General features: G+C 38.8%; 20 protein-coding genes. 7 read left to right on the forward strand and 13 right to left on the reverse strand.

Annotated features, from left to right (window positions below; genetic code table 11):
* Positions 1–87 precede the first annotated feature (87 nt).
* The 4 genes from B9T33_RS05265 to B9T33_RS05280 are packed head-to-tail and all read right to left on the reverse strand — an operon-like array spanning position 88 to position 3,865.
* Positions 88–1,131 (reverse strand): alpha/beta hydrolase, encoded by a 1,044-nt coding sequence (locus B9T33_RS05265; protein ID WP_086177909.1) that lies wholly within the window; start codon positions 1,129–1,131, stop codon positions 88–90.
* Positions 1,131–2,273, reverse strand: coding sequence for a YdcF family protein (locus B9T33_RS05270; RefSeq protein WP_086177910.1), 1,143 nt, complete (start codon positions 2,271–2,273; stop codon positions 1,131–1,133). The genes B9T33_RS05265 and B9T33_RS05270 overlap by 1 nt, the downstream gene beginning before the upstream one ends.
* A gap of 32 nt (positions 2,274–2,305) precedes the next feature.
* Positions 2,306–3,340: a UDP-N-acetylmuramate dehydrogenase gene (murB, locus tag B9T33_RS05275; protein WP_086177911.1), complete on the reverse strand. Its 1,035-nt coding sequence runs from the start codon at positions 3,338–3,340 to the stop codon at positions 2,306–2,308.
* Positions 3,341–3,349: 9 nt separating this feature from the next.
* Positions 3,350–3,865: a low molecular weight protein-tyrosine-phosphatase gene (locus B9T33_RS05280; RefSeq protein WP_086177912.1), complete on the reverse strand. Its 516-nt coding sequence runs from the start codon at positions 3,863–3,865 to the stop codon at positions 3,350–3,352.
* 117 nt (positions 3,866–3,982) lie between these two features.
* Here B9T33_RS05280 and B9T33_RS05285 point away from each other — a divergent pair, with 117 nt between their 5' ends.
* From B9T33_RS05285 to B9T33_RS05295, 3 genes are all read left to right on the forward strand, one after another.
* Positions 3,983–5,143: an iron-containing alcohol dehydrogenase gene (locus B9T33_RS05285; protein ID WP_086177913.1), complete on the forward strand. Its 1,161-nt coding sequence runs from the start codon at positions 3,983–3,985 to the stop codon at positions 5,141–5,143.
* A 309-nt stretch (positions 5,144–5,452) separates the two neighbouring features.
* Entirely contained in the window at positions 5,453–6,271 is an 819-nt protein-coding gene (locus B9T33_RS05290; protein ID WP_086177914.1) for an OmpW/AlkL family protein, read from the forward strand.
* A gap of 148 nt (positions 6,272–6,419) precedes the next feature.
* The gene (locus tag B9T33_RS05295; RefSeq protein ID WP_086177915.1) at positions 6,420–6,866 is read left to right on the forward strand and encodes an acyl-CoA thioesterase; all 447 of its coding nucleotides are present in this window, start codon (positions 6,420–6,422) and stop codon (positions 6,864–6,866) included.
* Between the two features lie 43 nt (positions 6,867–6,909).
* On the opposite strand, the gene dnaX is transcribed toward B9T33_RS05295, so the two are convergent.
* The 5 genes from dnaX to B9T33_RS05320 all read right to left on the reverse strand — a co-directional run bounded on the left by dnaX (position 6,910) and on the right by B9T33_RS05320 (position 13,543).
* A complete protein-coding gene (dnaX, locus tag B9T33_RS05300) occupies positions 6,910–9,108 on the reverse strand; it encodes a DNA polymerase III subunit gamma/tau (protein WP_086177916.1) in 2,199 nt (732 codons plus the stop codon).
* Positions 9,109–9,242: 134 nt separating this feature from the next.
* Positions 9,243–9,692, reverse strand: a complete 450-nt coding sequence (locus B9T33_RS05305) for a copper resistance protein NlpE N-terminal domain-containing protein (RefSeq protein WP_086178088.1) — start codon at positions 9,690–9,692, stop codon at positions 9,243–9,245.
* 82 nt (positions 9,693–9,774) lie between these two features.
* Complete coding sequence (locus tag B9T33_RS05310; protein ID WP_086177917.1) at positions 9,775–11,031, reverse strand: serine hydrolase domain-containing protein; 1,257 nt, start codon at positions 11,029–11,031, stop codon at positions 9,775–9,777.
* 88 nt (positions 11,032–11,119) lie between these two features.
* Positions 11,120–11,974: a MaoC family dehydratase gene (locus tag B9T33_RS05315; protein WP_086177918.1), complete on the reverse strand. Its 855-nt coding sequence runs from the start codon at positions 11,972–11,974 to the stop codon at positions 11,120–11,122.
* A gap of 177 nt (positions 11,975–12,151) precedes the next feature.
* The gene (locus B9T33_RS05320) at positions 12,152–13,543 is read right to left on the reverse strand and encodes a 3-oxoacyl-ACP reductase (protein WP_086177919.1); all 1,392 of its coding nucleotides are present in this window, start codon (positions 13,541–13,543) and stop codon (positions 12,152–12,154) included.
* Between the two features lie 240 nt (positions 13,544–13,783).
* Here B9T33_RS05320 and B9T33_RS05325 point away from each other — a divergent pair, with 240 nt between their 5' ends.
* Positions 13,784–15,304, forward strand: coding sequence for an acetyl-CoA C-acetyltransferase (locus B9T33_RS05325; protein ID WP_086177920.1), 1,521 nt, complete (start codon positions 13,784–13,786; stop codon positions 15,302–15,304).
* 75 nt (positions 15,305–15,379) lie between these two features.
* Here B9T33_RS05325 and B9T33_RS05330 read toward each other — a convergent pair whose 3' ends face one another.
* From B9T33_RS05330 to aceI, 4 genes are all read right to left on the reverse strand, one after another.
* Entirely contained in the window at positions 15,380–16,459 is a 1,080-nt protein-coding gene (locus B9T33_RS05330) for an OmpW/AlkL family protein (protein ID WP_228145791.1), read from the reverse strand.
* Between the two features lie 455 nt (positions 16,460–16,914).
* Positions 16,915–17,937, reverse strand: a complete 1,023-nt coding sequence (locus B9T33_RS05335) for an OmpW/AlkL family protein (protein ID WP_416202584.1) — start codon at positions 17,935–17,937, stop codon at positions 16,915–16,917.
* A 479-nt stretch (positions 17,938–18,416) separates the two neighbouring features.
* Positions 18,417–19,520, reverse strand: coding sequence for an OmpW/AlkL family protein (locus tag B9T33_RS05340; RefSeq protein ID WP_086177923.1), 1,104 nt, complete (start codon positions 19,518–19,520; stop codon positions 18,417–18,419).
* Between the two features lie 204 nt (positions 19,521–19,724).
* Positions 19,725–20,150, reverse strand: coding sequence for a chlorhexidine efflux PACE transporter AceI (gene aceI, locus B9T33_RS05345; RefSeq protein WP_086177924.1), 426 nt, complete (start codon positions 20,148–20,150; stop codon positions 19,725–19,727).
* A 108-nt stretch (positions 20,151–20,258) separates the two neighbouring features.
* On the opposite strand from aceI, the gene B9T33_RS05350 reads away from it, so the two are divergent.
* The 3 genes from B9T33_RS05350 to leuE all read left to right on the forward strand — a co-directional run bounded on the left by B9T33_RS05350 (position 20,259) and on the right by leuE (position 22,955).
* Complete coding sequence (locus B9T33_RS05350) at positions 20,259–21,149, forward strand: LysR family transcriptional regulator (RefSeq protein ID WP_086177925.1); 891 nt, start codon at positions 20,259–20,261, stop codon at positions 21,147–21,149.
* An 89-nt stretch (positions 21,150–21,238) separates the two neighbouring features.
* Complete coding sequence (gene tal, locus B9T33_RS05355; protein WP_086177926.1) at positions 21,239–22,228, forward strand: transaldolase; 990 nt, start codon at positions 21,239–21,241, stop codon at positions 22,226–22,228.
* A 76-nt stretch (positions 22,229–22,304) separates the two neighbouring features.
* Complete coding sequence (gene leuE, locus B9T33_RS05360) at positions 22,305–22,955, forward strand: leucine efflux protein LeuE (RefSeq protein WP_086177927.1); 651 nt, start codon at positions 22,305–22,307, stop codon at positions 22,953–22,955.
* Positions 22,956–23,064 lie beyond the last annotated feature (109 nt).

The raw sequence follows: 23,064 nt of genomic DNA on the forward strand, positions 1-23,064 counted from the left end.
TTCAAACAAAGCATAAAAAAGAGGCTCAATCGCCTCTTTTTTATTTATTGATTAGATTCACAAATGAAATACATTTGAGATCAAGTTTTAATAATAGGTTTTATTACTATTTTGTGCATGCAAAAATGCAGGAATTAAACCCGTTAATGCTGCGCGAATATCTGCACGTTCATTAATCAATTGATGCGAGCCTTCTTCAAGCATCAACAAAGTCTGTAATCGAAATTTGCGGCGAATAAACTCGATGTTATAGCGCCAATCCACTGTTTGATCTTGTGCTCCTTGTGCTAACCACACTGGAATACGACAAGCAGGACGTGCTTCCATTTCCTGCATCCATTTTGACATTGCCAAAATCCAATCCATACCCATCATACGAGGTTGAAGCGGGTCTTTTAAACGGACAAAACGTAAGAACTCAGGGTTATGATTATTACGACGAAAATGACGCGGAACTTCACGTTTGATTCTACGAATAATTCCAAGTCCAACCGAATTATGCCACCATGCCGATTTCGCTGGACGAATCAACGGAGACAATAATAACACCCGCTCCACGTATGGATTTTCACGGCGCTGCGCAAAATCCAGTAAATGATGCAACCAAATCGCACCACCGGTACTCTGCCCAATGCCTAACCAAGGTGTCGGCAATTGGGCTGCATGTTTGACATAACGATATACGGCTTCCAGTACTTGCTGATAATGGTCAAAGTTTTGGATGCTAGCAGGCGAACCATTACTTAAGCCGTGACCGGGTAAATCATAGGTTAAAACACTGAAACCTTGATCGAGCAATTCACGAATAATCGGTTGATAAATACCACTATGTTCCAAATAGCCATGTAGCAAAAAGACCGTACCTTTAATTTGATCAGTTTCAGACTTAAGGTGTGGCTGAAATACTTGCACATGCAGCTTAAACAAAGGCATTTCAATAAAGCCTTGCCAATGCTCACAATCGAGTGCATCCAGACCGTATAAACGACGATATGACTGAATTTCAACACTCGGCTCAAATTTACGATTTAAGTTTAAAGGTTCAAGTAACTGAGGTGTTAGTTCACGACTTGGAACAGGAAGATCTAATTGCTTTAAAATTGAGGGATTTAAAAATGGGATATCAGACATTAAGGGACCTCCCGACAGTCACTAGAGCCAAACCAAACATCACGTAAGGTGGCCAATAACTCATAATTTGCACGGCGGCTATGGTCATAATTTTTCTCGCTTGGACGCCATGTAGTTAGAGTGGTTGGCATCGGAGCCACCACTGGAATGGTTTCAATACCATTTAATGCAAATAGTCGACGTGTACGCGGCATATGATATTGATCAGTAATCAAGATGACTGTTGGTGCTCCACCTTTCTTTTGTAAGAGCAATGAGCTAAAGCGCGAATTTTCACAGGTGTTCATACTGCGATCTTCAAGCAATTTAGCATCGACGTCATAATTTTTCAGCCATGCTTGCATATAGGGTGCTTCCACACCACTTAATACAATCGGCAATTTGTGTTGACGCTCGACATCTAATGTAGTTTCAAGACGAAGTCGGGTGTAATCATTGACGATAATATCTTTATCATTTTTATCTAAGGTTAATCCGCCACCTAATACCACAATGGCATATGGCTCAGCAGTCGGTTGTTTTACAGACTGACCATTTGTTTTTGCTAAATCCATTTTTGCCAAATCATGATAAGTTTCATCATCAATAGGCTCAGCTTCAGATGCCGGTTGCTCTATTTCATGGGTTTTTAAAAACTCCGTATATTGCGTCATTAAACCTTTATTTTCCGCACTATTCATCTCGAGCAAATCTTTCATCTTTTGCGCAGGATTGTCTACTTCCGCTTCAGAAGCAGAGACTACTTGTGTATTTAATAGTGGTACTTTTGGTCGATCTTTCTGATCATTTTCTTTTTGGTTTTCTTCTTCAATGAGTTGCTGAAGTGCTTTATAACGTGCCTGAATTACAGTCAAATCTTGAGGTTCATCGGACTGAATCGCTTGTTCCATTAGTTTTAAATAAGCTTGACGTGCAATCCACAGATCTGAACCTGGTTCAAAACTATCATCATCACTAAGCGCACCCATTTTTTGACTTTGTGCCGCAAGTTGGTCCACTTCCACAGGAACAAAATAATTCAAACTTTTAACAATCAATTTAGAATAAAAAGGCGTGTAAATAAAAACCATCAGACAGCCAAAAAGTACAAAGAGCACTGCTGCAATTTGCACTAATCGAACCATCCAATGCGTTTTATTCATATATGTAAAACCTATGTCCCAAGCTTTAGGTACTAATCCTGATGTGAGCCGATTAAGCCGTTTGCATCAAATAATACAGGTTCAGGATGTAATTCAATATTAAATTTTTCAAATACATCCTGTTGTACTGCTTTGTAAGTTGCACGTACATCTTCTAAAGTTGCACATTCATAATTGACCAAAACCAAGGCTTGCTTATGGAACATGCCTACCATACCCAAGGTTTTGCCTTTCCAGCCAGCTTGATCGATTAACCAACCAGCTGCCAGCTTAACTTCATTATGCGGTTGTGGGTAATGCGGTAAATTAGGAAAATGTACGGCAATTTGGTCAAATGCATGCTGACTAATGACTGGATTCTTAAAGAAACTTCCAACATTTGGATATTCTTTAGGATCTGGCAATTTGGTTTGACGAATATGGATTACTTGCTGTTGCAGGTTCTCGGCTGTTAATTGCCCACCCATTGCATTCTTTAAATCACCATAATTCAGCTTTAATTCAGCCTGTTTTAACAATTTAAACGTCACATGTGTAATGACATAGCGTTCTGGATGATCTTTGAAAATACTATGACGATATGAGAAATGGCAATCTGTCGCAGAAATACTGTGATGGATTCTATTTTCTCGGTCATACACTTGTACTGACTCGATAAACTCACCGACTTCTACACCATAAGCACCAATATTTTGTACAGGTGAAGCACCGACCAAGCCCGGAATGAGCGCCAAATTCTGTAAGCCATACATTTTGTGTGCCGTCGTCCAAAGCACAAAATCATGCCAAACTTGCCCTGCACCCACACGAATCGTTTGGGTTTCTTCATTTTCAGATAAATATTCGATGCCTTGAATATCCATATGAATAATTAATGCATGAATGTGCTGTGGCAGCAGCATATTGCTACCACCCGACAGAATCAGCACATTTAATTTTTCATCTTGCGCAAATTTTAATGCGGCTTCTAAATCGTCAATCGATTGGATACGAACATAATGCGATGCAATTGCATCAAGGCTTAAAGTGTTGAATGGCTTAAGCTGAACCTGAGTTTGAATTTGCATTCTTAAACCTTAACGTTGGGTTTGTACTTGAAACTGATTTTTTAGATAATTCACCCATGCTTGACTACTCGACTCGCACTGATCGAGCACATGTTCAAATCCAGCATCGCCGCCATAATATGGATCAGGCACTTCTTGTTGTGGAAATTGCTGATCATGCTGGCTCATTAATGAAATTTGCGCACGGAGCGTGCCGAATTCACTTTGTGCTTTTGCCATGAGCTGTTGAATATTATCTAAATTTTCATAGTCCATTGCCAAAATTAAATCAAACTCTACAAAATCTTGTACAGTTAACTGACGTGCACGCAGCGCAGATAAATTATAACCACGTAATCGTGCATGTTTTTGGCTCCGGCTATCCGGCGCTTTTCCGGGGTGATAATTGCTTGTCCCCGCTGAATCGACCTGAATATTGAGTTGAGCTGCATCACAAAAATGTCTCAGAACCACTTCTGCCGTAGGCGAACGACATATATTTCCTAAACAAACACACAACACCTTATATGGCGTGTTGGATGACATAACAACCTCAAGACTACTTCTATTTCAAGCGTCTTATGTTAAGTTATTTACAAGATGAATCCTATATCAACACTCAAGAATAATGTTTATTTGGATATAAAAAATAGGGATAAGCCAATGAGTAATTTCCAGTTTCAAACCGTCAGCAATATTATTTCTGGCTTAGGCTCAATCGCTCAGCTCAAGGATGTGCTCAACGATTACCACCCCAAACGCTTATTGCTCGTGACTGATCCCGGCATGTTACAACAGCAACTACATCTACCTATTTTAGAAATACTAGAAAGCATACAGCAGGATTATGTGATCTACGCTAGCATTCAGGCTGACCCTGCTGAACATATCGTGCTCGATGCAGTTCAGTTTGCAAAAAATGAAAAGATTGACATGGTTTTAGGTTTTGGCGGCGGAAGTTCCATGGATGTTGCCAAAATTATTGCAATCCTTGCACACCCCGAACAAACACAACAACTAAAAGACCTCTATGGTATTGGGAATGCTAAACGACCACGCTTGCCTTTAGTATTGGTTCCAACCACAGCAGGTACAGGTTCAGAAGTTACCCCTATTTCCATTGTAACGACTGGCGAAACCACCAAAACAGGTATTGTTTCACCTGTGCTATATGCTGATGTCGCAATACTAGATGCGACATTTACCCGTAACCTCCCTGCACAAATAACCGCTGCAACTGGCATTGATGCCATGGTACATGCTATTGAAGCCTACACATCCAAGATCAAAAAGAATCCCTATGCCGATATGCTCGCCAAGCAAGCACTGCGCTTACTGAATAAAAATTTAAAATTAGTCTTAAAAGATGGTCATGACTTAGAAGCACGTCAACACATGTTGGTGGGTTCAATGCTGGCTGGACAAGCCTTTGCCAATGCGCCAGTCGCAGCGGTGCATGCGCTCGCCTATCCTTTAGGAGGACATTTCCATTTATCCCATGGTCATACCAATGCATTGGTTTTAACTGAAGTGATGAAATTTAATGCACCACAGGCCAAGCAACATTATGCTGAATTAATGACTTGGCTTGACCCATATAGCACAGGCTCTACAGATGGACTCTGTGACCTATTTATTGATCATATGCAAAATCACTTAGATCGCAGCGGATTAATTTTAAAATTAAATCAACTCAATGTTCCTGAACAGATGATTGATCGATTAGCAGAAGATGCTTTATTGCAGACTCGTCTATTACAAAACAATCCACGTGAATTGGGTTTAGACGATGCAAAGCGTATTTATACAGCAATCTATACCTAAATTGTAATTTTCAACCCTAAACAGAGTGTGATTTTTATCACACTTTTGTATAGTGTATTGTTTAAAAATAGAACAAATGATGTTTTTATAATATATGTGTTAAATCAATAATATATAAAATTACTATACTCCCCATAAACCATTAAATAATTAATATCTATAAATTAATTTATATTTACACAAACTCAAAATGTTAAAACGCTATGTAATTTTTATTAACTTTTCACGTTAATTCTATTTCTATTATTCTAATATCCAATAACAAGGCTTTCGCTGGAATTGAAAGTCAAACTTAAAAAGGAATAAATAATGAAACCAATAAAATACACTCTGCTTGCTGCTGCATTATTTTGTGTGATTCCGCTTAGCCATGCTGCAACCAGTGATGACAAACGTTTTGCTGTTTCTGCGGGTTGGTTACATGTTATGCCACAAGGTGAAAAGCAAGGTATTTCAGGCTCAACAAAAAAACAAACTCCTATATTAGGTGAACGATCTGTTTCATCACCCGATGCTGGTTTTGAAGTTGAAGATGCTGATACTGCTGGTTTAATGCTGGACTATTTTGTCAATGATAACGTGTCACTGGAACTTGTACTCGGTGCACCACCAGAAATGGAACTTTCAGGACATGGCACGATTGATTTACCATTAGTGGGGCAAGCTGCCGATTTAAGTAAATTCGATAAAATCGCTACAACTGATGCGTATACCCCAACCTTACTTGCTAAATATCATTTTGGTTCAATTGAAAATAAACTTCGTCCTTACATAGGTGCGGGTGTAATGTATGCACATTTCAGTGATGTTAAAGCTGATCCCAATATTAATGCGGAACTCAACAGCAATAAATTACTCGCAACATTGAAACCTGAATTAGGTAAAATTGAAGTTGATGATGCCTTTGCACCTGTTGCAATCGCGGGTATCGACTACAACATTAATAAAGACTGGTTTGCTACTGCATCTGTTAGCTACGCACATCTTTCAACAACAGCAAAATTAAATGTGATTGGTAACACTAAACTGATTGGTGCGAATATCCCACGCGACACCATTTTGGAAGGTCGAAGCAAAATCGAAATCAACCCGATCGTGACTTATTTAGGTTTAGGTTACCGTTTCTAATACGTTCAAATCTAAGACATGACAGAAAAGGTCATCTAGCACTAGATGACCTTTTATTTGGATTACGATTTTAATTTTTCAGGCTTGATCTTAAACTTAAAGCACAGTAAAACTAATCATGCTTAAATCTTGATGCCAAATCATAAAAATGAAACCTGAATTAAAAATACGTCAAAATTATCCGTTTTTATTTCCAATACAAACGCGTTGGGCGGACAATGACATGTATGGTCATGTCAATAACGTCACCTATTACAGCTATTTTGATACGGCTGCCAATGCCCTACTGATTCAGCATGCTGGTTTTAATCTACAAAGCACACCCATTATCGGTTTAGTTGTAGACTCTGCGTGTAGCTTTTTATCGGAGCTGTCTTATCCTGAAATTATCGAAGTCGGTGTTGGTATTTCAAAAATTGGCAATTCATCACTGCGTTATGATCTTGCCATTTTTAAACAAGGTCAAAATATGGCTGCTGCACAAGGACATTTTGTGCATGTCTTTGTCGATCGCCCAACACGAAAAAGCACCTCGATACCTGAAGATATGCGAGATGCTTTAACTCATTTTATGGTCATTAACAGTGTTGAATGATTTAAGCATTTATTTAGCTAGCACTATCACATCCAACTTAAATTTATTTAAGTTGGATGTTTTGTAGTTCACCATCAAAACTCTTGATCAAGTCTTTTACCACAGGTTCTGCATGTAATAATTCATTTGCTCGCGCAAATGCTTTTTCTTTACGTACATGCTGCAGAGCATAAGGTGTCGTCTGTTCGACATCTTCAAAGCTGATATTAAAACGACAACTCGACCATTGTTCACGGATTGCTTGTTCAAGCACATGCTGTAATTGAGTCACCAAGGCTTCATATTTCTTTGGAATATGGAAAGTTGAATCACCATTGATCACACCACTCATAACACCATGCTGTGCTAACTCTTGAACTGCAGGTGAAAGTTGGCTATTTCTAAACCAATATTCCCACTTTTCAACATTCCACTCACCTTCTAATTCCTGCACTTGCAGGGTCAAAATATCTTGCGGCATGAGTGTAGACGATTCATTCGCTGACAGCTCAACAATGGGTTGAGTTACTGGTGCAACTAAATCCATATTTTGAGCAGCTTGAACAGGCTCAATCGACTGTGCTTTTTCCTGTACAGCTTGCGCTGCAATTTGCTGCTCAATTACGGGTTTATGTTCTACTTGAGCAGGAACAGGCTGTTCAGATTCATCGTTGGCTAATGGAGCAATATCTTCAAAATTAATATCCGCAGCATTTACGACAACTTCGGAACTTGGCGTAGGGTCTAAATCAAATAATCCACCTTCTGCTGCTGCATCCATGACGAGGGTGTTGCTAGAAGCAGTATCAGTAGTTGAACTTAATGCTTGATTTGAAGTTGGTACAGCTTCAGGTTCTACAATCGCTTCTTGGACTGTTTCAATATGCTCTGGTTCATCTAAAAAATCATCTGAAGATGGCTCATCTACAACAGATTGATTGTTTGAAAAATCATCGTCTTCATCATAATGCGAATCGTCAAAGTCATCGAAATCAGCAGGTGCTGTATTAACAGAGTTTTGCTGTGCTTCGTTTTCTTGTGATTCTACAACAGGTGTTTGCGATTGATTTTCTTCATTCGATGTGACAACAGATTGTGTCTGAGCTATCTGCGGCGCAAGTTGCTGTGTCTGAGTTACAGCCTCTTGTTGGACTGCTGAAACCAACATTTCATTGGGTTGCAATGGACGGAATGCCAATAAACGCAGCACACACATCTCAAACCCTTGTTCTTGCGTTACTGCAAGCTGTAAATCTGCACGGCCTTTACATGCCACTTGATAATACAGTTGTAAGTCTTGCGCAGAAATGATCTGCGACAATTGCATGATTTTCTGATTAATCTCAGCACTGTATTTCAATGCCAAATCTGGCAAATACTGCAACAAAGCCAATTCATGCAAAGTTGAAATTAACTGGTCTAAAACTAAAGACACATCCAAAGCTTGCTGGCGGAATTGCATGAGCAAGGCGCTCACACGTTCACGCTGATTTTGGTGAATCGCCAAAATCAAATCATAAATAATCGTGCGGTCAATCAAGCCCAACATGTCTTTTACATCTTGGTGCTGAATAGAACCCTGACCATAAGCAATGGCTTGGTCGGTTAAAGATAACGCATCACGTAGTGAACCCTGTGCAGATTCAGCAATTTGCCAAATTGCATCTTGCTCTGCTTGGATGTGTTCTTTTTGCAAAATATCGGTCAGATGCGAAGTAATTTCATCGACAGCAAGCGGACGTAGTGTGAACTGCAAGCAGCGTGAAATAACTGTGATGGGTAACTTTTGTGGATCAGTGGTCGCAAAAAGAAACTTCACATGTTCTGGTGGTTCTTCCAAAGTCTTCAGCAACGCATTAAATGAATGCGTTGAAAGCATGTGCACTTCATCAATCAGGTAGACTTTAAAACGACCTTGTGTAGGAGCATAAGGAACGTTATCGAGGAGTTCGCGTGTATCTTCAACTTTGGTACGTGATGCCGCATCAATTTCGATGAGGTCAATAAAACGACCTTCGTTGACTGCTTTACATGTCGCGCAAACTTCACAAGGTGTTGACGTTACGCCTGTTTCACAGTTGAGGCATTTCGCCAAAATACGTGCAATGGTGGTTTTACCTACACCACGTGTCCCCGTAAACAAATATGCATGATGTAACCGACCACGTTCTAAGGCACTGGTAAGTGCGCGTGACACATGGTTTTGCCCCACGAGTTCAATGAAATTTCGTGGACGGTATTTTCGTGCAAGTACTTGATACATGTATGCTCCTTTTTACAGGTGTAAGCATACTGTTTTTTTGTCTAATAGTGAAATAAATGGCAGAGTTTGGTCAATAAAAATCCGATCTTGGATGATCCCAAAGATCGGAAGAATTTAATATAAATTACGAACGCTTAAACTGCTTTATTTAAAACAAAATCACTCTGCATTTGATAGCGTTTTGCAGTTTGATCAACTCTGATTTCAAGTTGCTGATTGTCCAAGTCAACATATAATAAGTTACGCGTTTGAACATTTTGTAGTTCTAATTGTTGTTTTGCTTCATCTTTAAAACGAATCACACCTTGCAGCACTTCAACATCATTATGACCACTCAAACTTTCACGTGTAAGCGTATAGGTTTGATCTTCATGCAATTCTAAAGCGACTGCCATACCAGGACAGTCTTCACAGCGTGATAAACAGCTCATGCACGGTGTTGTACCTTTAAAATTTCCAACCCATGCTGCTTGTTGTGTTTCCGCTGTTATTGCTGACTTGTCTTGCGATTGAGTTTTTTCTGAATCCTGACAACCCAATAAGGCAGATGTCGCCACCAATGGAATCAAAATAACTTTTTTCATAGGACACTTCACAGCATGTAAAACTGCGAAGGAAAATAACATAAATGACCGAATTTCCCTATTCCAATATAACCATATGCCTTTAAAGCCAGCCCTTTCGGCCTTTTAGCACTTTGTCAGCACAGCGTAACGTTTCTTGTGTTAAACCCCATAAACGATAATCCCCTGTGATTGAACCCGTTGGGAAATTATGTGTATAGGCAAAGCTCAATTGGCGCTGAGGATCACACCATGCACCAGAGCCATTAAAACCCATATGACCAAAACCGTTGCTCGACTTACCTAAAGTTAAAATACGGTGATAACCTAATCTCCAGTGCATTGGTAAAGGCATGACACGGTCACGTTTGGTAAATTGAACGGTACTTAATGTTTTAAAAACATGAGGCTTTATCAAGGTTTTACCTTCCCATTGCCCTTGGTTTGCCAGCATGGCATATATTTTTGCCAGACTATTTGCACTAAATACACCTGTTGCTGCAGGAATAATTGCTTGTAAACCTTCATCACTAAAAAATGAAAAATTACGCATGCCTTTTGGAATCATGCCATCTTGAAAATCTTGTAAATTCTGCCCTGACAGTTCCAATACTTTATCCAACAGTGAAGGCTGATGTGGTGCTTTCTTGGACTTTGTTTGAGCAGTTGTTGAATCTGTTTTTTTCTTTTTAAGAATTAATCTTGCGACATTTGCCAATTGATCTTGAGGTACACCAAAATAAGCATGATCCAATGTTAATGGCTCAACCAAATAGTGCTGCAATAGCTCGGCTAAAGATTTGCCAGTAGCTTTTTCCAATACACCTCCAACTTGCCAACCAAAACTTAAAGGCTGATAGGCTGCATCAGTCGTAGGTTCAAAACGCGGTGCTGCTTGCTCAAATACCTGCAACATATGCGACCAATCTGCCATTTCAGAAGCTGTTTCAATATTATTACGTATGTCATATAAACCGCTTTGATGACTCAGCATATGCCTTAACGTAATCTGAGATTTTCCATTTTGAGCAAATTCAGGCCAATACTTGGCTACAGGTGTGTCATAGTCTAAAAAGCCTTCACTCACTAAGACATGTGCAAGTGTCGCCAATACACCTTTCCCTGTGGAATAACACAATGACGGTGTATTTGCTTGCCATTGTTCGGTTTCAGACTTTTTTCCCTTCCAAATATCCACGACTTTTTTGCCCTGAAAATACACCATCAATGCCGCACCACCTTGTTCTGTACGTGCATCTTGCATACGGCTAAATTGCTGTGCTAAATCTTGAAAACGAGGATCGACTTCGCCTTGATAATGATTAGTCTGCGCAAATAAATAGTCTTTAACCGCCTGCATTATTCATTCCTTTGAATCGTTATATTGGGTTTTAAATTTTGAGCTTAAAACAAAAAAGCCTAAATCGATATCGATTTAGGCTTAAGTCTTAAAGTGCTTTTACACTTCCCGCGACATGCGGTTTCTTATTTTTGCTGTTGCGTATGGCGAACTCAATATTTTTACCATTTGAAGCAGTTAAGAATTCAACTTTAGATGGTAAATACATTGGTAGCTTAAACCAAACATCTGCTTCATAAGCATCAGGCAAAGTTAAACTCGACAATGCTTTAGCTTTGCTCCACATACCGTGTGCAATCGCTTGTTTAAAGCCAAATGCTTTCGCAGTGACTGCATGAATATGGATTAAGTTAAAATCACCAGAAGTCATCGCATAACGACGTCCCGTATTTTCAGAAACATCCCATTCCGCTTGAACGTTTAATTCTACTGGCTGTGCTTCGGCAGATTTTGCAGCAGCTTTCGTATCGGTTTTTTGACGTGCTAAATAAGTAGTTAATGATTCTACCACTACGTCATTACCTACTTTTGCAGTGGTAATAAAATCAAATTGCACGCCTTTATCATGCGGTTTTAACTCACCAAATTTGCAAGACAAAGACAAAGTTTCATTGACACCCACTTTACGATATTGCTTCACTTGGTTACGAATATGCACCAGACCTAAAATCGCAAATGGGAAGGCCTCTGTTGTCATCATGTGCATTTGTAGACTTTGAGAAAGTACTGCTAAATAAATGGCAGGAATATAACCATTATTTTTAAAGCCACATACTTCGTTATAAGCTTTTAAATGTTTTTGATCGACCTTAAATGAATCCACCACATATTCAACTTGCGGCAGCACTTTTTCACCTTTGGGCTTTTTAAAAATCAAGCCTTGAATCACTTTTGGATAGGCTAAATAAGGTTTTGGAAGTTGACTAAAATGGCGAGTATTCATACTGAACCTTTGGACGTTATTATTTCAATATTTTGAAAGCTCCTTCTCTTGCGCCATATATGGCTCAGGGAGAAGGTTGGGATGAGGGATGAATTCCATCCCATTTATAATACAAATAATCTTACCTCTCCCTAGCCCTCTCCTTAAAGGAGAGGGAAAATTCAAGGCTTTTGAGGATTATGCCCCTAACAAGCTTTGACCACACACACGTACCACGTTACCGTTCAAGCCTGTAGATGCAGTTGAAGCAAACATGGCAATGGTTTCTGCAACATCAACAGGTAAACCGCCTTGGCTCATTGAGTTCATACGACGACCCGCTTCACGGATTGCAAAAGGAATTGCTGCTGTCATTTGCGTTTCAATAAAGCCAGGAGCAACCGCATTAATCGTTACGCCATTTTTAAGCAAAGGTGCTGTGAATTTAACCACACCCACTACACCCGCTTTAGACGCTGCATAGTTGGTTTGACCTAAGTTACCTGCAATACCTGAAATAGAAGATACGCAAACAATACGACCATTTGCATTGAAGCCATCATTTTCAAGAAGGTAATCATTTACACGCTCAATCGCAGACAGGTTAATGTTAATGACCAAATCCCAAAGCTCTGGCTTCATATTTGCCAAAGTTTTGTCGCGAGTAATCCCTGCGTTATGTACGATGATGTCTAAACCACCTTGCACTGCTGCAGCTGCCTTAATTTTTTCACCTGCGTCGCTTGCAGTAATGTCAATTGCCAGTGTTGAACCACCAATTTCACCCGCTACACGGTCAAGATCAGCTTGTTGCTGAGGAACATCTAAGCAAATGACATGTGCGCCATCACGTGACAAGACATGTGCAATTGCTTCACCAATACCACGGCTCGCACCAGTCACAACCGCAGTTTTACCTGCTAGCGGCTTGTTCCAATCCACATTCACAACGTCTGCTTTTGAAACGCGAATCACTTGACCCGATACATAAGCTGAACGTGGAGAAATCACAAAACGTAAAGCAGATTCAAGGTTCGCTTCCGCACCTTCATCTACATAAACCAATTGCGCTGCAATACCTTTCTTAAATTCTTTACCCACAGACTTAACAAAGCCTTCAAGTGCACGTTGTGCAATCGCTTGTTTCACTGTTTTCGCCGTTTCAGGTGTTGTTCCAACAACCACGACACGACCAGAAGCCTGAATTTGACGTGCAATTGGATTAAAGAATGCATACAAAGCATGAAGTTGTTCTGAGTTTTGAATACCTGAAGCATCAAAAATCACCACTTTAAATTTAGACTCTTTGTCGCCTTCATTAAAAGCGCTCAGGTTTAATCCAACTTTTGCCGCAGCCTGTTGTAATTCTGCATTATTACCTGCATAACCATTTGCATGAATATTTGCCAGAACTTGGGCAATTGACCCAGATAGAGTCGAAGCTGGAGCAGCACCTAGCAACACAGCACCTTTAACAACAGGTGTAGCTGACTCAAAACGCTCTAAAGAAATTGGTGATGGCAAACCCAAATTTTTGATGACAAATTTACCAATAGGAGATTTTGCAAATGTTTGGTATTGATCAGTCATGTTTTTTATCTCTCATACGGATTAATTGTTGATGGTTCTGAGATATCCTTTTAACTTCAAGATGATGTCAGAGACTTATATTTCAATAGTTCCATCAGTTTCTAAGGAATCATACTTGAGTTAAACCTTGGATGGCTTGACCTGAATGCTTTAGCTAATGTCATTTTAGTCAATTTACCCCATTAGTGATTATGCTAATGTACCCAGCAAGAAGATCATCTACATGCTTGGAAAAGCCTTATGAGCAAAACAACTCAAGAAAATCCAGCAGTCGAAAGTCCGACTACGGAAACTGTGTCAAATACATCAAAGCGTGCACCACGCACGATCAAAAGCACAGGCACAGCAACCCAGTCTGCGAGCAATGCCACTAAAACGAGTCGTCATCGTAGTGCCACTACTCGTAATAAAACTACAGCTTCAAACCCAAAAACAGCTTCAAAATCAACAACTCAAACGTCTGTTCAACAGGATAATATCATGAGTCAAAACACAGTTCGCCGCGTTGCAATTATCGGTGGTAATCGTATTCCTTTCGCTCGTTCAAATGGTGCTTATTTCACAGCATCTAACAGCGACATGTTTACTGCTGCACTAAATGGTCTTGTTGAACGTTTCAACTTACAAGGTCAACGTTTAGGTGAAGTCGTTGCTGGTGCTGTTTTAAAACACAGTCGTGACTTTAACATGACTCGCGAGTGCGTACTTAATACAGAACTAGCTCCTGAAACACCTGCTTACGATATTCAGCAAGCATGTGGTACTGGCTTACAAGCTGCCTTCTTAGTCGCAAACAAAATTGCTCTAGGTCAAATCGAAGTTGGCGTAGCTGGCGGTGTAGATACCACATCTGACGCCCCAATTGCTTTCGGTGATGGTTTACGTAAAGCTTTACTTGAACTCAACATTGCTAAAACAGGTAAAGACCGTCTTAAAGCATTAACAAAAATTAATGTGAAAGACTTAATGGATGCACCAAAAAATGGTGAGCCGCGTACAGGTCTTTCTATGGGTGATCACCAAGCGATTACAACGCTTGAATGGGGCATCTCACGTGAAGCACAAGACGAACTTGCTGCATCATCTCACCAAAAAATGGCTGCTGCTTACGAAGAAGGTTTCTTCGATGACTTAATCACGCCATTCCTTGGTTTAGAGCGTGATAACAACTTACGTGCAGACTCATCTGTAGAAAAACTTGCAAAACTTAAGCCTGCTTTTGGTAAAGGCGATGCACGTACCATGACTGCAGGTAACTCTACTCCACTTACTGACGGTGCTTCTTGCGTACTTTTAGCATCTGAAGAATGGGCTAAAGCAAATGGTCATGAAGTACTCGCTTACTTAACTTTCCAAGAAACTGCTGCAGTTGATTTTGTAGAGAAAAAAGAAGGTTTATTGATGGCGCCTGCTTATGCAGTACCGCGTATGCTTGAGCGTGCTGGCCTTAAACTTCAAGATTTCGACTACTATGAAATTCATGAGGCGTTTGCATCTCAAGTATTATCTACTTTAAAAGCGTGGGAAGATCCAAAATTCTGTAAAGACCGTTTAGGTTTAGAAGCACCACTTGGTTCAATCGACCGCACGAAATTAAACGTAAAAGGCTCTTCACTTGCTGCGGGTCACCCATTTGCAGCAACAGGCGGTCGTATTATCGCGACAGCTGCAAAATTGATTAACAAAAAAGGTTCAGGTCGTGTATTGGTTTCGATCTGTGCTGCTGGTGGTCAAGGTGTTACTGCAATTATTGAAAAATAATTAAGTATTGCCTCAATAAAAAACCGCTCTTATGAGCGGTTTTTTTGATAATAACGACTTTGGGCTTAAATTGCTTTAGAAACGATAACCCACACCTAAGTAGGTGATGATTGGATCAATATCAATTTTTGTAGTAGCGTGAATTAATTGCTCACCTGTGGTTTGGTTAATGACATTGATCTTGGTCTTATTATTTAACTTTGCATAAGACACCGACGCTGCCGTAAACCAATTTGGGCTAAAGTCATAAGTAAAACCTACGGTGACGATAGGTGCAATTGCATCATCAGCATCAACATCGACCACCATTTTTCCTGATGATTCTTTGCCATCTAATGCAGCGCCTGCATTGTCGTCCAATACATTTTGGATCATATGTCCAGCTGCTTCTAAATCACTACGTATCTCAGGATTGAGTTTAATATCATTAAAATATGCATACATTAAACCTGCACCGACATACGGTCTGAACTTATTTACCCCACTTTTGCCAAACTGATATTGAGCTTCAATGGCAGGCGTCCAAGCCCTTGCAGTAGCAGCCTTAGATTTACTTCCTAAATCTGTAATTAGAAGCGATTGATTTAGATCAATTCCATCAGGGAATAATATTTGAACTAATTGATTTGGAGATGTAGCCAAACCGCTTAGTGGTGCATAGATTTGCCCCTTCCCCTTAATATCAACTTTAGGAGGAATACCACCAATGAATTGAAGCGAAACATTATCATTCACATAGTAGTTAAACATTAATCCTAGCGTATCAACATCATCCGCTTCTAAACCAGTATTTGCAGATTGCCAGCTTTCCAACCCTTGGATATTTGCACTACCTGATATCTCTGGCAAAATATTTCCATTACCGTCAGTCATCAATGTCTGCATAAGATCATCATTCAAAAACTCGGTTAAAAGTTCTTTTTGATTAAAAGGGTCGCCTGCAAGATCCTCTCCAGTGGCATTGGGATCAACTGAATTTAAGAAACTGACAATTGAAATACTACCAACTTCTGCGTTAGTCCCATTTTTAACGCTTGTATTAATATTAAAAGGATTTGCTTTCCCTTGCGGCATCACATGCAACCAACCCGCTGATACAGAAAAACGCTTAAAATTTCCATCTGCCATTGTTATTTGTGTAAACCCCAGTAACATAGCAGGTACAACCAGTTTTATCATTTTCACAAGCTAACTCCATGTAATGGATACTTTTATGATTTGGCAATAAAAACGTTTTTGGTTTTTATGCTTTTAACTTATGTAATAAAACTTCATTTTTATATTTACATTCTGTTTTTATATTTTATATTTTGTTAATACCAATCATCCAATATATCTATTTAGGACAAGATTTATCTATTGGTGTCTATAAAAGGCTAATCGAAAATTTTTCAAATTTATGAGTTGATTAAATACACTACGCGAAGAAAAAAGTTTGATGCATAAATTCACTTCTCATGTGTTACTTGAGTAAATGCTATTTTTATTTTAACGATTAAATTCAATTCAAACAGTTCCGTTTAAATACCTCATTCATAAAAAATGATGAAGCTTAAAAACCGCTCTTTTGAGCGGTTTTTTGTTAACAACGATTTAGGGCTTAAATTGCTTTAGAAACGATAACCTACACCTAAGTATGTGATGATTGGATCAATATCAATTTTTGTAGTGGCGTGAATTAGTTGCTCACCTGTGGTTTGGTTAATCACATCGATCTTGGTCTTATTATTTAACTTTGCATAAGACACCGATGCTGCCGTAAACCAATTTGGGCTAAAGTCATAAGTAAAACCTAATGTGACGATAGGTGCAATTGCATCATCAGCATCGACATCGACCACCATTTTTCCTGATGACTCTTTACCATCGAGTGCTGCTCCACCTTTATCATCTAGTACGTTTTGGATCATATGACCGGCAGCTTCTAAATCGCTTCGAATTTCTGGATTGAGTTTAATGTCATTAAAATATGCATACATGAGTCCTGCACCGACATAAGGTCTAAATTTATTTACACCACTTCGACCAAATTGGTACTGTGCTTCAATCGCTGGTGTCCAAGCTCTTGCAGTAGCTGCCTTAGATTTACTTCCCAAGTCAGTGATTGGAATGTCTTTCAACAAATCAAGCTCAAGACCCAAACCCGTATGTGCAACCCCATTCATAGATGCTGTAATATTACCCTTTCCTTTAATATCGACTTTTGGCGGAATACCTCCGATTAATTGTAAGGAGACATTATCATTAACATAGTAGTTGACCATTAAACCTAAGGTATCAACATCATCTGCTTCTAAACCACTCCCTTGTTGTGTCCAACTCCCTAAACCATTTAGAGTGGCAGTCCCTGTAATATCACTCTTAATCGTACCATCTTCATTTTTCAAAAATTCTTCTAAAATTGGATTATTAACTAAATCTGCTAAAGCGTCTTTAAAAGAAACATCGCTATCAGGAACGAGTTGATTTGGATCAAGTGAACTTAAAAAACCATCTGGACTAATTGCACCGACTGTTGCTGTCGTTCCATCTGGAACTTTGGTGCTGATATTAAATGGATTTGCTTTTCCTTGCGGCATCACATGCATCCAACCCGCTGATACGGAAAAACGCTTAAAATTTCCATCAGCCATTGCTATTTGTGTAAACCCCAGTAACACAGCAGGTACAACAATTTTTATCATTTTCATAACCTAACTCCATGTAATGGATATTTTTATGATTTAGCAATAAAAACGTTTTTGGTTTTTATGCTTTTAACTTATGTAATAAAACTTCATTTTTATATTTATATTCTGTTTTTATATTTTATATTTTGTTAATACCAATCATCCAATATATCTATTTAGGACAAGATTTATCTATTGGTGTCTATAAAAGGTTAATGGAAAATTTTTTCAAATTTTCAGGTTGATTAAATACACTACGCGAAGAAAAAGTTTGATGCATAAATTCACTTCTCATGTGTTAGTTGAGTAAATTATATTTTTAATTTAATAATTAAATTCATCTAAATCAGATCCGTAGAACTGCCTCTTTCAAAAAACGATGAAGCTTAAAAACCGCTCTTATGAGCGGTTTTTTTTAATAACTATTTTGGCCTCAAATTGCTTTAGAAACGATAACCCACACCTAAGTATGTGATGATTGGATCAATATCAATTTTTGTAGTGGCGTGAATTAGTTGCTCACCTGTGGTTTGGTTAATCACATCGATCTTGGTCTTATTATTTAACTTTGCATAAGACACTGAAGCTGCCGTAAACCAATTTGGGCTAAAGTCATAAGTGAAACCCAAGGTGACGATAGGTGCAATTGCATCATCAGCATCTACATCAACCACCATTTTTCCTGATGACTCTTTACCGTCTAATGCAGCACCAGCAAGATTATCCTTAATATTTTGAATCATATGCCCTGCAGCAATTAAGTCAGATTCAATACCTTTATTCAGTTCAATATCATTGAAATAAGCATACATGATCCCCGCACCTACATAGGGTCTGAATTTATTCACGCCCGATTTCCCGAATTGGTACTGAGCTTGAAATGCTGGCGTCCAAGCACGAGCTGTTGCCGCTTTACCATAAGCATCGAGATTGGTGATTGGCACATCGTAATCTAAGGGTAAACCGTCCGGAAATAGTAGACCAGCCAGTCCACCTGGCATTGCGTTACCAGATAAAGGTGCCGTAATCATCCCTTTGCCTTGAATATCTACTTTTGGTGGAATGCCGCCGATCAACTGTAATGAAACATTATCATTAATATAGTAATTGACCATCAAGCCTAAGGTATCTACATCATCTGCTTCTAGACCTGTGCCTCCTGCTGACCAATTTTCCAATCCATATAATGTCGATGTTCCAGCAATCTCTGGTTTGATATTACCGTTACCATCTGTCATGAGCCCATTAATAAAACTATCTTCTAATAATGTTCCTAAAGCCTCTTTTAAATTTACCGAGTTATCACCTTCTTGAATGATTGCATTTGGATCAATAGCTTGTAAAAACCCCTCCTCACTAATACTTCCAACTTTGGCTTTTGTCCCATTTGCCACAGCGGTATTAATGTTAAAAGGATTTGCTTTTCCTTGTGGCATCACATGCATCCAACCCGCTGATACGGAAAAACGCTTAAAATTACCATCCGCTGCTGCTATTTGTGTAACGCCAAGTAAAACCGCAGGTAACGCTATTTTCACCAATTTCATAAGCTAACTCCTTGTCAGTCATATTTTTTTTGTTGAGTAATAAAAACATTCTTTGTTTTTATGGTTAAAAGTTATGTAATAAGTATTATTTTTTATATGTACTTTATGTTTTTATATTTTATTATTTGTTAATAAATGCACTATTTTGTGGCAAAAAAGGCCTGTACTTATCAATACAGGCCAATATGATTTTCTTATTGAAATTTAACGATATTGTGGTTGATAACCTAGGTGTGCTTCGATATGGTCATAACACCATTGAAATATAAAAGTGTAAACCAAAATACACGTCGTCAAACTCAAATCCGTTAGAATCGCCTGCCAAATCGACATATTGAGTGCATAAGCCACCATTGGAATAGTCGCCAGCATCAAGCCACCCTCAAAACCAATCGCATGTAAAACGCGTACACCAAATGTTCTTTTTAACTTTCTTTTTGCTTCAAATTTTTCAAAATAGTGATTAAAAATCATGTTCCAAATCACAGATGTAACCGCCATAGCGATACCCAATGTACCTGTAACCTCCATCGGAACTTTGAAAATAAAACTTAATGCGATAGCAATGATCACCAATAGGATAATTTCATAGCTAAGCGCATGAATGATCCTTCTCTTGGAAATCGTCATGTTATAAATACTCTAAGATTTGAATTGAGATCATTATATTTTGATATTATTGATTAATCGAATTAGATTCTTTCAATAAAAATGAAAGATAAAATTAGGAATGATCCAATGAATATCAATCAAGAACAACTCATTATTTTTAAAACAGTGATTGAAACGGGTTCATTTTCGGCAGCAGCCCGTCAACTTGGCAAAGTTCCTTCTGCTGTAAGTATGTCTATTGCCAATTTTGAAATTGATCTCAACTTAAAATTATTTGATCGGGTTGGTCGTGAACCCGTCCCCACCGCACAAGCCCTAAATTTATTCGAAAAGACCGAGCAACTCTTAACTGAAATCAATCAATGGAAACAACATGCTCTCGCACTGGGTCATGGTTTAGAGTCTTCATTGAATATTGTGGTCGTTTCAGAGTTATTGCATACCCAGTGGACGGATTATATTTCCCTGCTCGAAAAGCAATTTCCATCCTTACAAATTAATATTTTTTCTGCTCCACAAGAGGATGCTCAAAAAATGCTGCTCTTAGGTCAAGCACAACTTGCCCTCATGTTTGAACGTGAGCAACTTGAAAGCTATGAACAATTTGTCGAATTAAAACGTGAAGTTTTAGTGCCTGTTGCAGCCACTAACTATGCCCTTGCTCAATTTCAACAAGTGAGTTTTGAGCAAATTCTAAAAAGTCGGCAAATTGTAGTCGCTAGTCGTGATAAAAGTATTAAACCTGAATTGCTCTACTCCAAACAAAACTGGCGCACCGACAATCACCACTCTGCCTGTTCGATGATTATTCAAGGTTTGGGTTGGGGTGTGCTTCCACGTGAAATGTTCAATGAAAATCCAAAACTCAAAAAGCAATTGAAAATTTTAAGTTTTCAAGATTTCACCCCTAAATTTGAGTATTTTGTCGATTTGGTTTGGAATCGTGAAAAACTTCAGGGATCAGCTGCTCATTTTTTGATTAATCACATTCGAAATTCACGAAAAACTACGATTTAGTCTGCGTTGTTGGGCTGTTTTCAGTTGGGTTATAAATTGTTTGTGTTATAAAAGTATGTACACCAAGAACATTAAGAACTAGATATCCAATGACTCAAAATGCGTTAAACCAATTAAAAAGCCTGACTACGATTGTTGCTGACAGCAGTGACTTAACTGCAATTGAAACTTTTCGCCCATTAGATGCAACAACAAATCCATCACTCATTACGGCTGCTGCAAATCAACCTGAAAATAAAGAACTCATTGAAAGTGCTTTTGATCAGGCAAAAAAAGAAGGGTATGTAAGTGATGAGCTGATTGAACGCACGATTGATATTTTAACGGTCAAGTTTGGTGTAGAAATTTTAAAACTGGTTGAAGGTCGCGTATCTACAGAAGTTGATGCTGCTTTATCTTATGATACTGAGGCAACGATTGCTAAAGCGAAAGAATTGCTGGCTCTGTATGCACAGTACGGCATTGACCAAAACCGTATCTTAATTAAGATCGCTTCGACTTGGGAAGGTATACAAGCCGCCAAAGCATTAGAGTCGAAAGGTATTCATTGTAATCTCACCCTGCTATTTGGTTTACATCAAGCGCAAGCCTGTGCTGAAGCAAATGTTACCCTGATCTCTCCTTTTGTCGGTCGTATTTTAGACTGGTACAAAAAAGCAGAAAATGTTGAGTACTACCCGATTGACAAAGATCCCGGTGTACTTTCAGTGAAACAAATTTATCACTACTACAAACAGCACAATATTCAAACTGAAATTATGGGTGCAAGTTTCCGTAGTGTCGATCAAGTCTTAGGGCTTGCGGGTTGTGATTTGTTAACGGTTTCGCCAAATCTGCTGGCAGAATTGGAAAAAGATCAACGTACTGTTGAGGTTCAACTATCAACAGATCATGCGCATGCACACGGTCATCATGATATTCAGCCATTGAATAAGCAAAATTTCAAAGATGCCGTTGAAAAAGACCTGATGTCTTTCCAATTGCTACAAGGTGGTATCGATAGTTTTATTAAAGCACGTGAACAATTAAGTACTTTATTACGTCAATCCTTTGGCATTGATGCTGAAATTAAACCTTAATTTAGATTTTTTCAGCTTAATCTATCAGCCGATGTTGCTATAATGCCGCATCGGCTTTTTTTTACGAGACAGTTCAGTGTTTGGTATCACAGATTTAACGACCTTTATTATTGGTACGATTTTAATTGTGATTTTACCAGGCCCAAACTCTCTATATGTCATGTCAGTTGCTTCACGTTATGGCATTAAGGTCGGTTATATCGGTGCATTTGGTGTTTATACCGGTGACATGATTTTAATTTTGCTTACCGCGCTTGGTGCTGCCTCTTTATTACATGCATTTCCTTGGTTATTTATCTTACTTAAAATCGTCGGTGCACTTTATTTAAGTTATTTGGGTATCAAATTATTTAAAGCTGCCTATCAAACGTGGCATGCCGTACACACACCTGAACAACTCCAATCTGATCATATCAGTGTCGAAGAATTAAAACCCTTTAAAACCGCGCTCACCATTAGTATTTTAAACCCTAAAGCGATTCTGTTTTATTTATCTTTCTTTGTGCAATTTGTCGATCCTTCTTACCCTTACCCTGCCATCACCTTTACAGCTTTAGCCATCGTCCTGCAAATCATTAGTATGAGTTATTTGACCATTTTAATTTTTTCAGGTGCTAAACTCGCAAGCTACTTTAATAATCGTTATAGATTCACTGCCTGCTGTGTAGCAGCAGTTGGATTACTGTTTTGTGGTTTTGGTCTAAAACTTGCGACCTCGACGATATAATTCAAATTGCGTTGAATAAGCGTAAGTCTCAAATGAAAACTTTCTACGTATATACAAACTATCCATTTTCATGGTTGCATAGCCTTTTTTAGTACATACCTCTTATTCA

This window comes from Acinetobacter sp. ANC 5054 (assembly GCF_002135295.1).
Lineage (GTDB): Bacteria > Pseudomonadota > Gammaproteobacteria > Pseudomonadales > Moraxellaceae > Acinetobacter.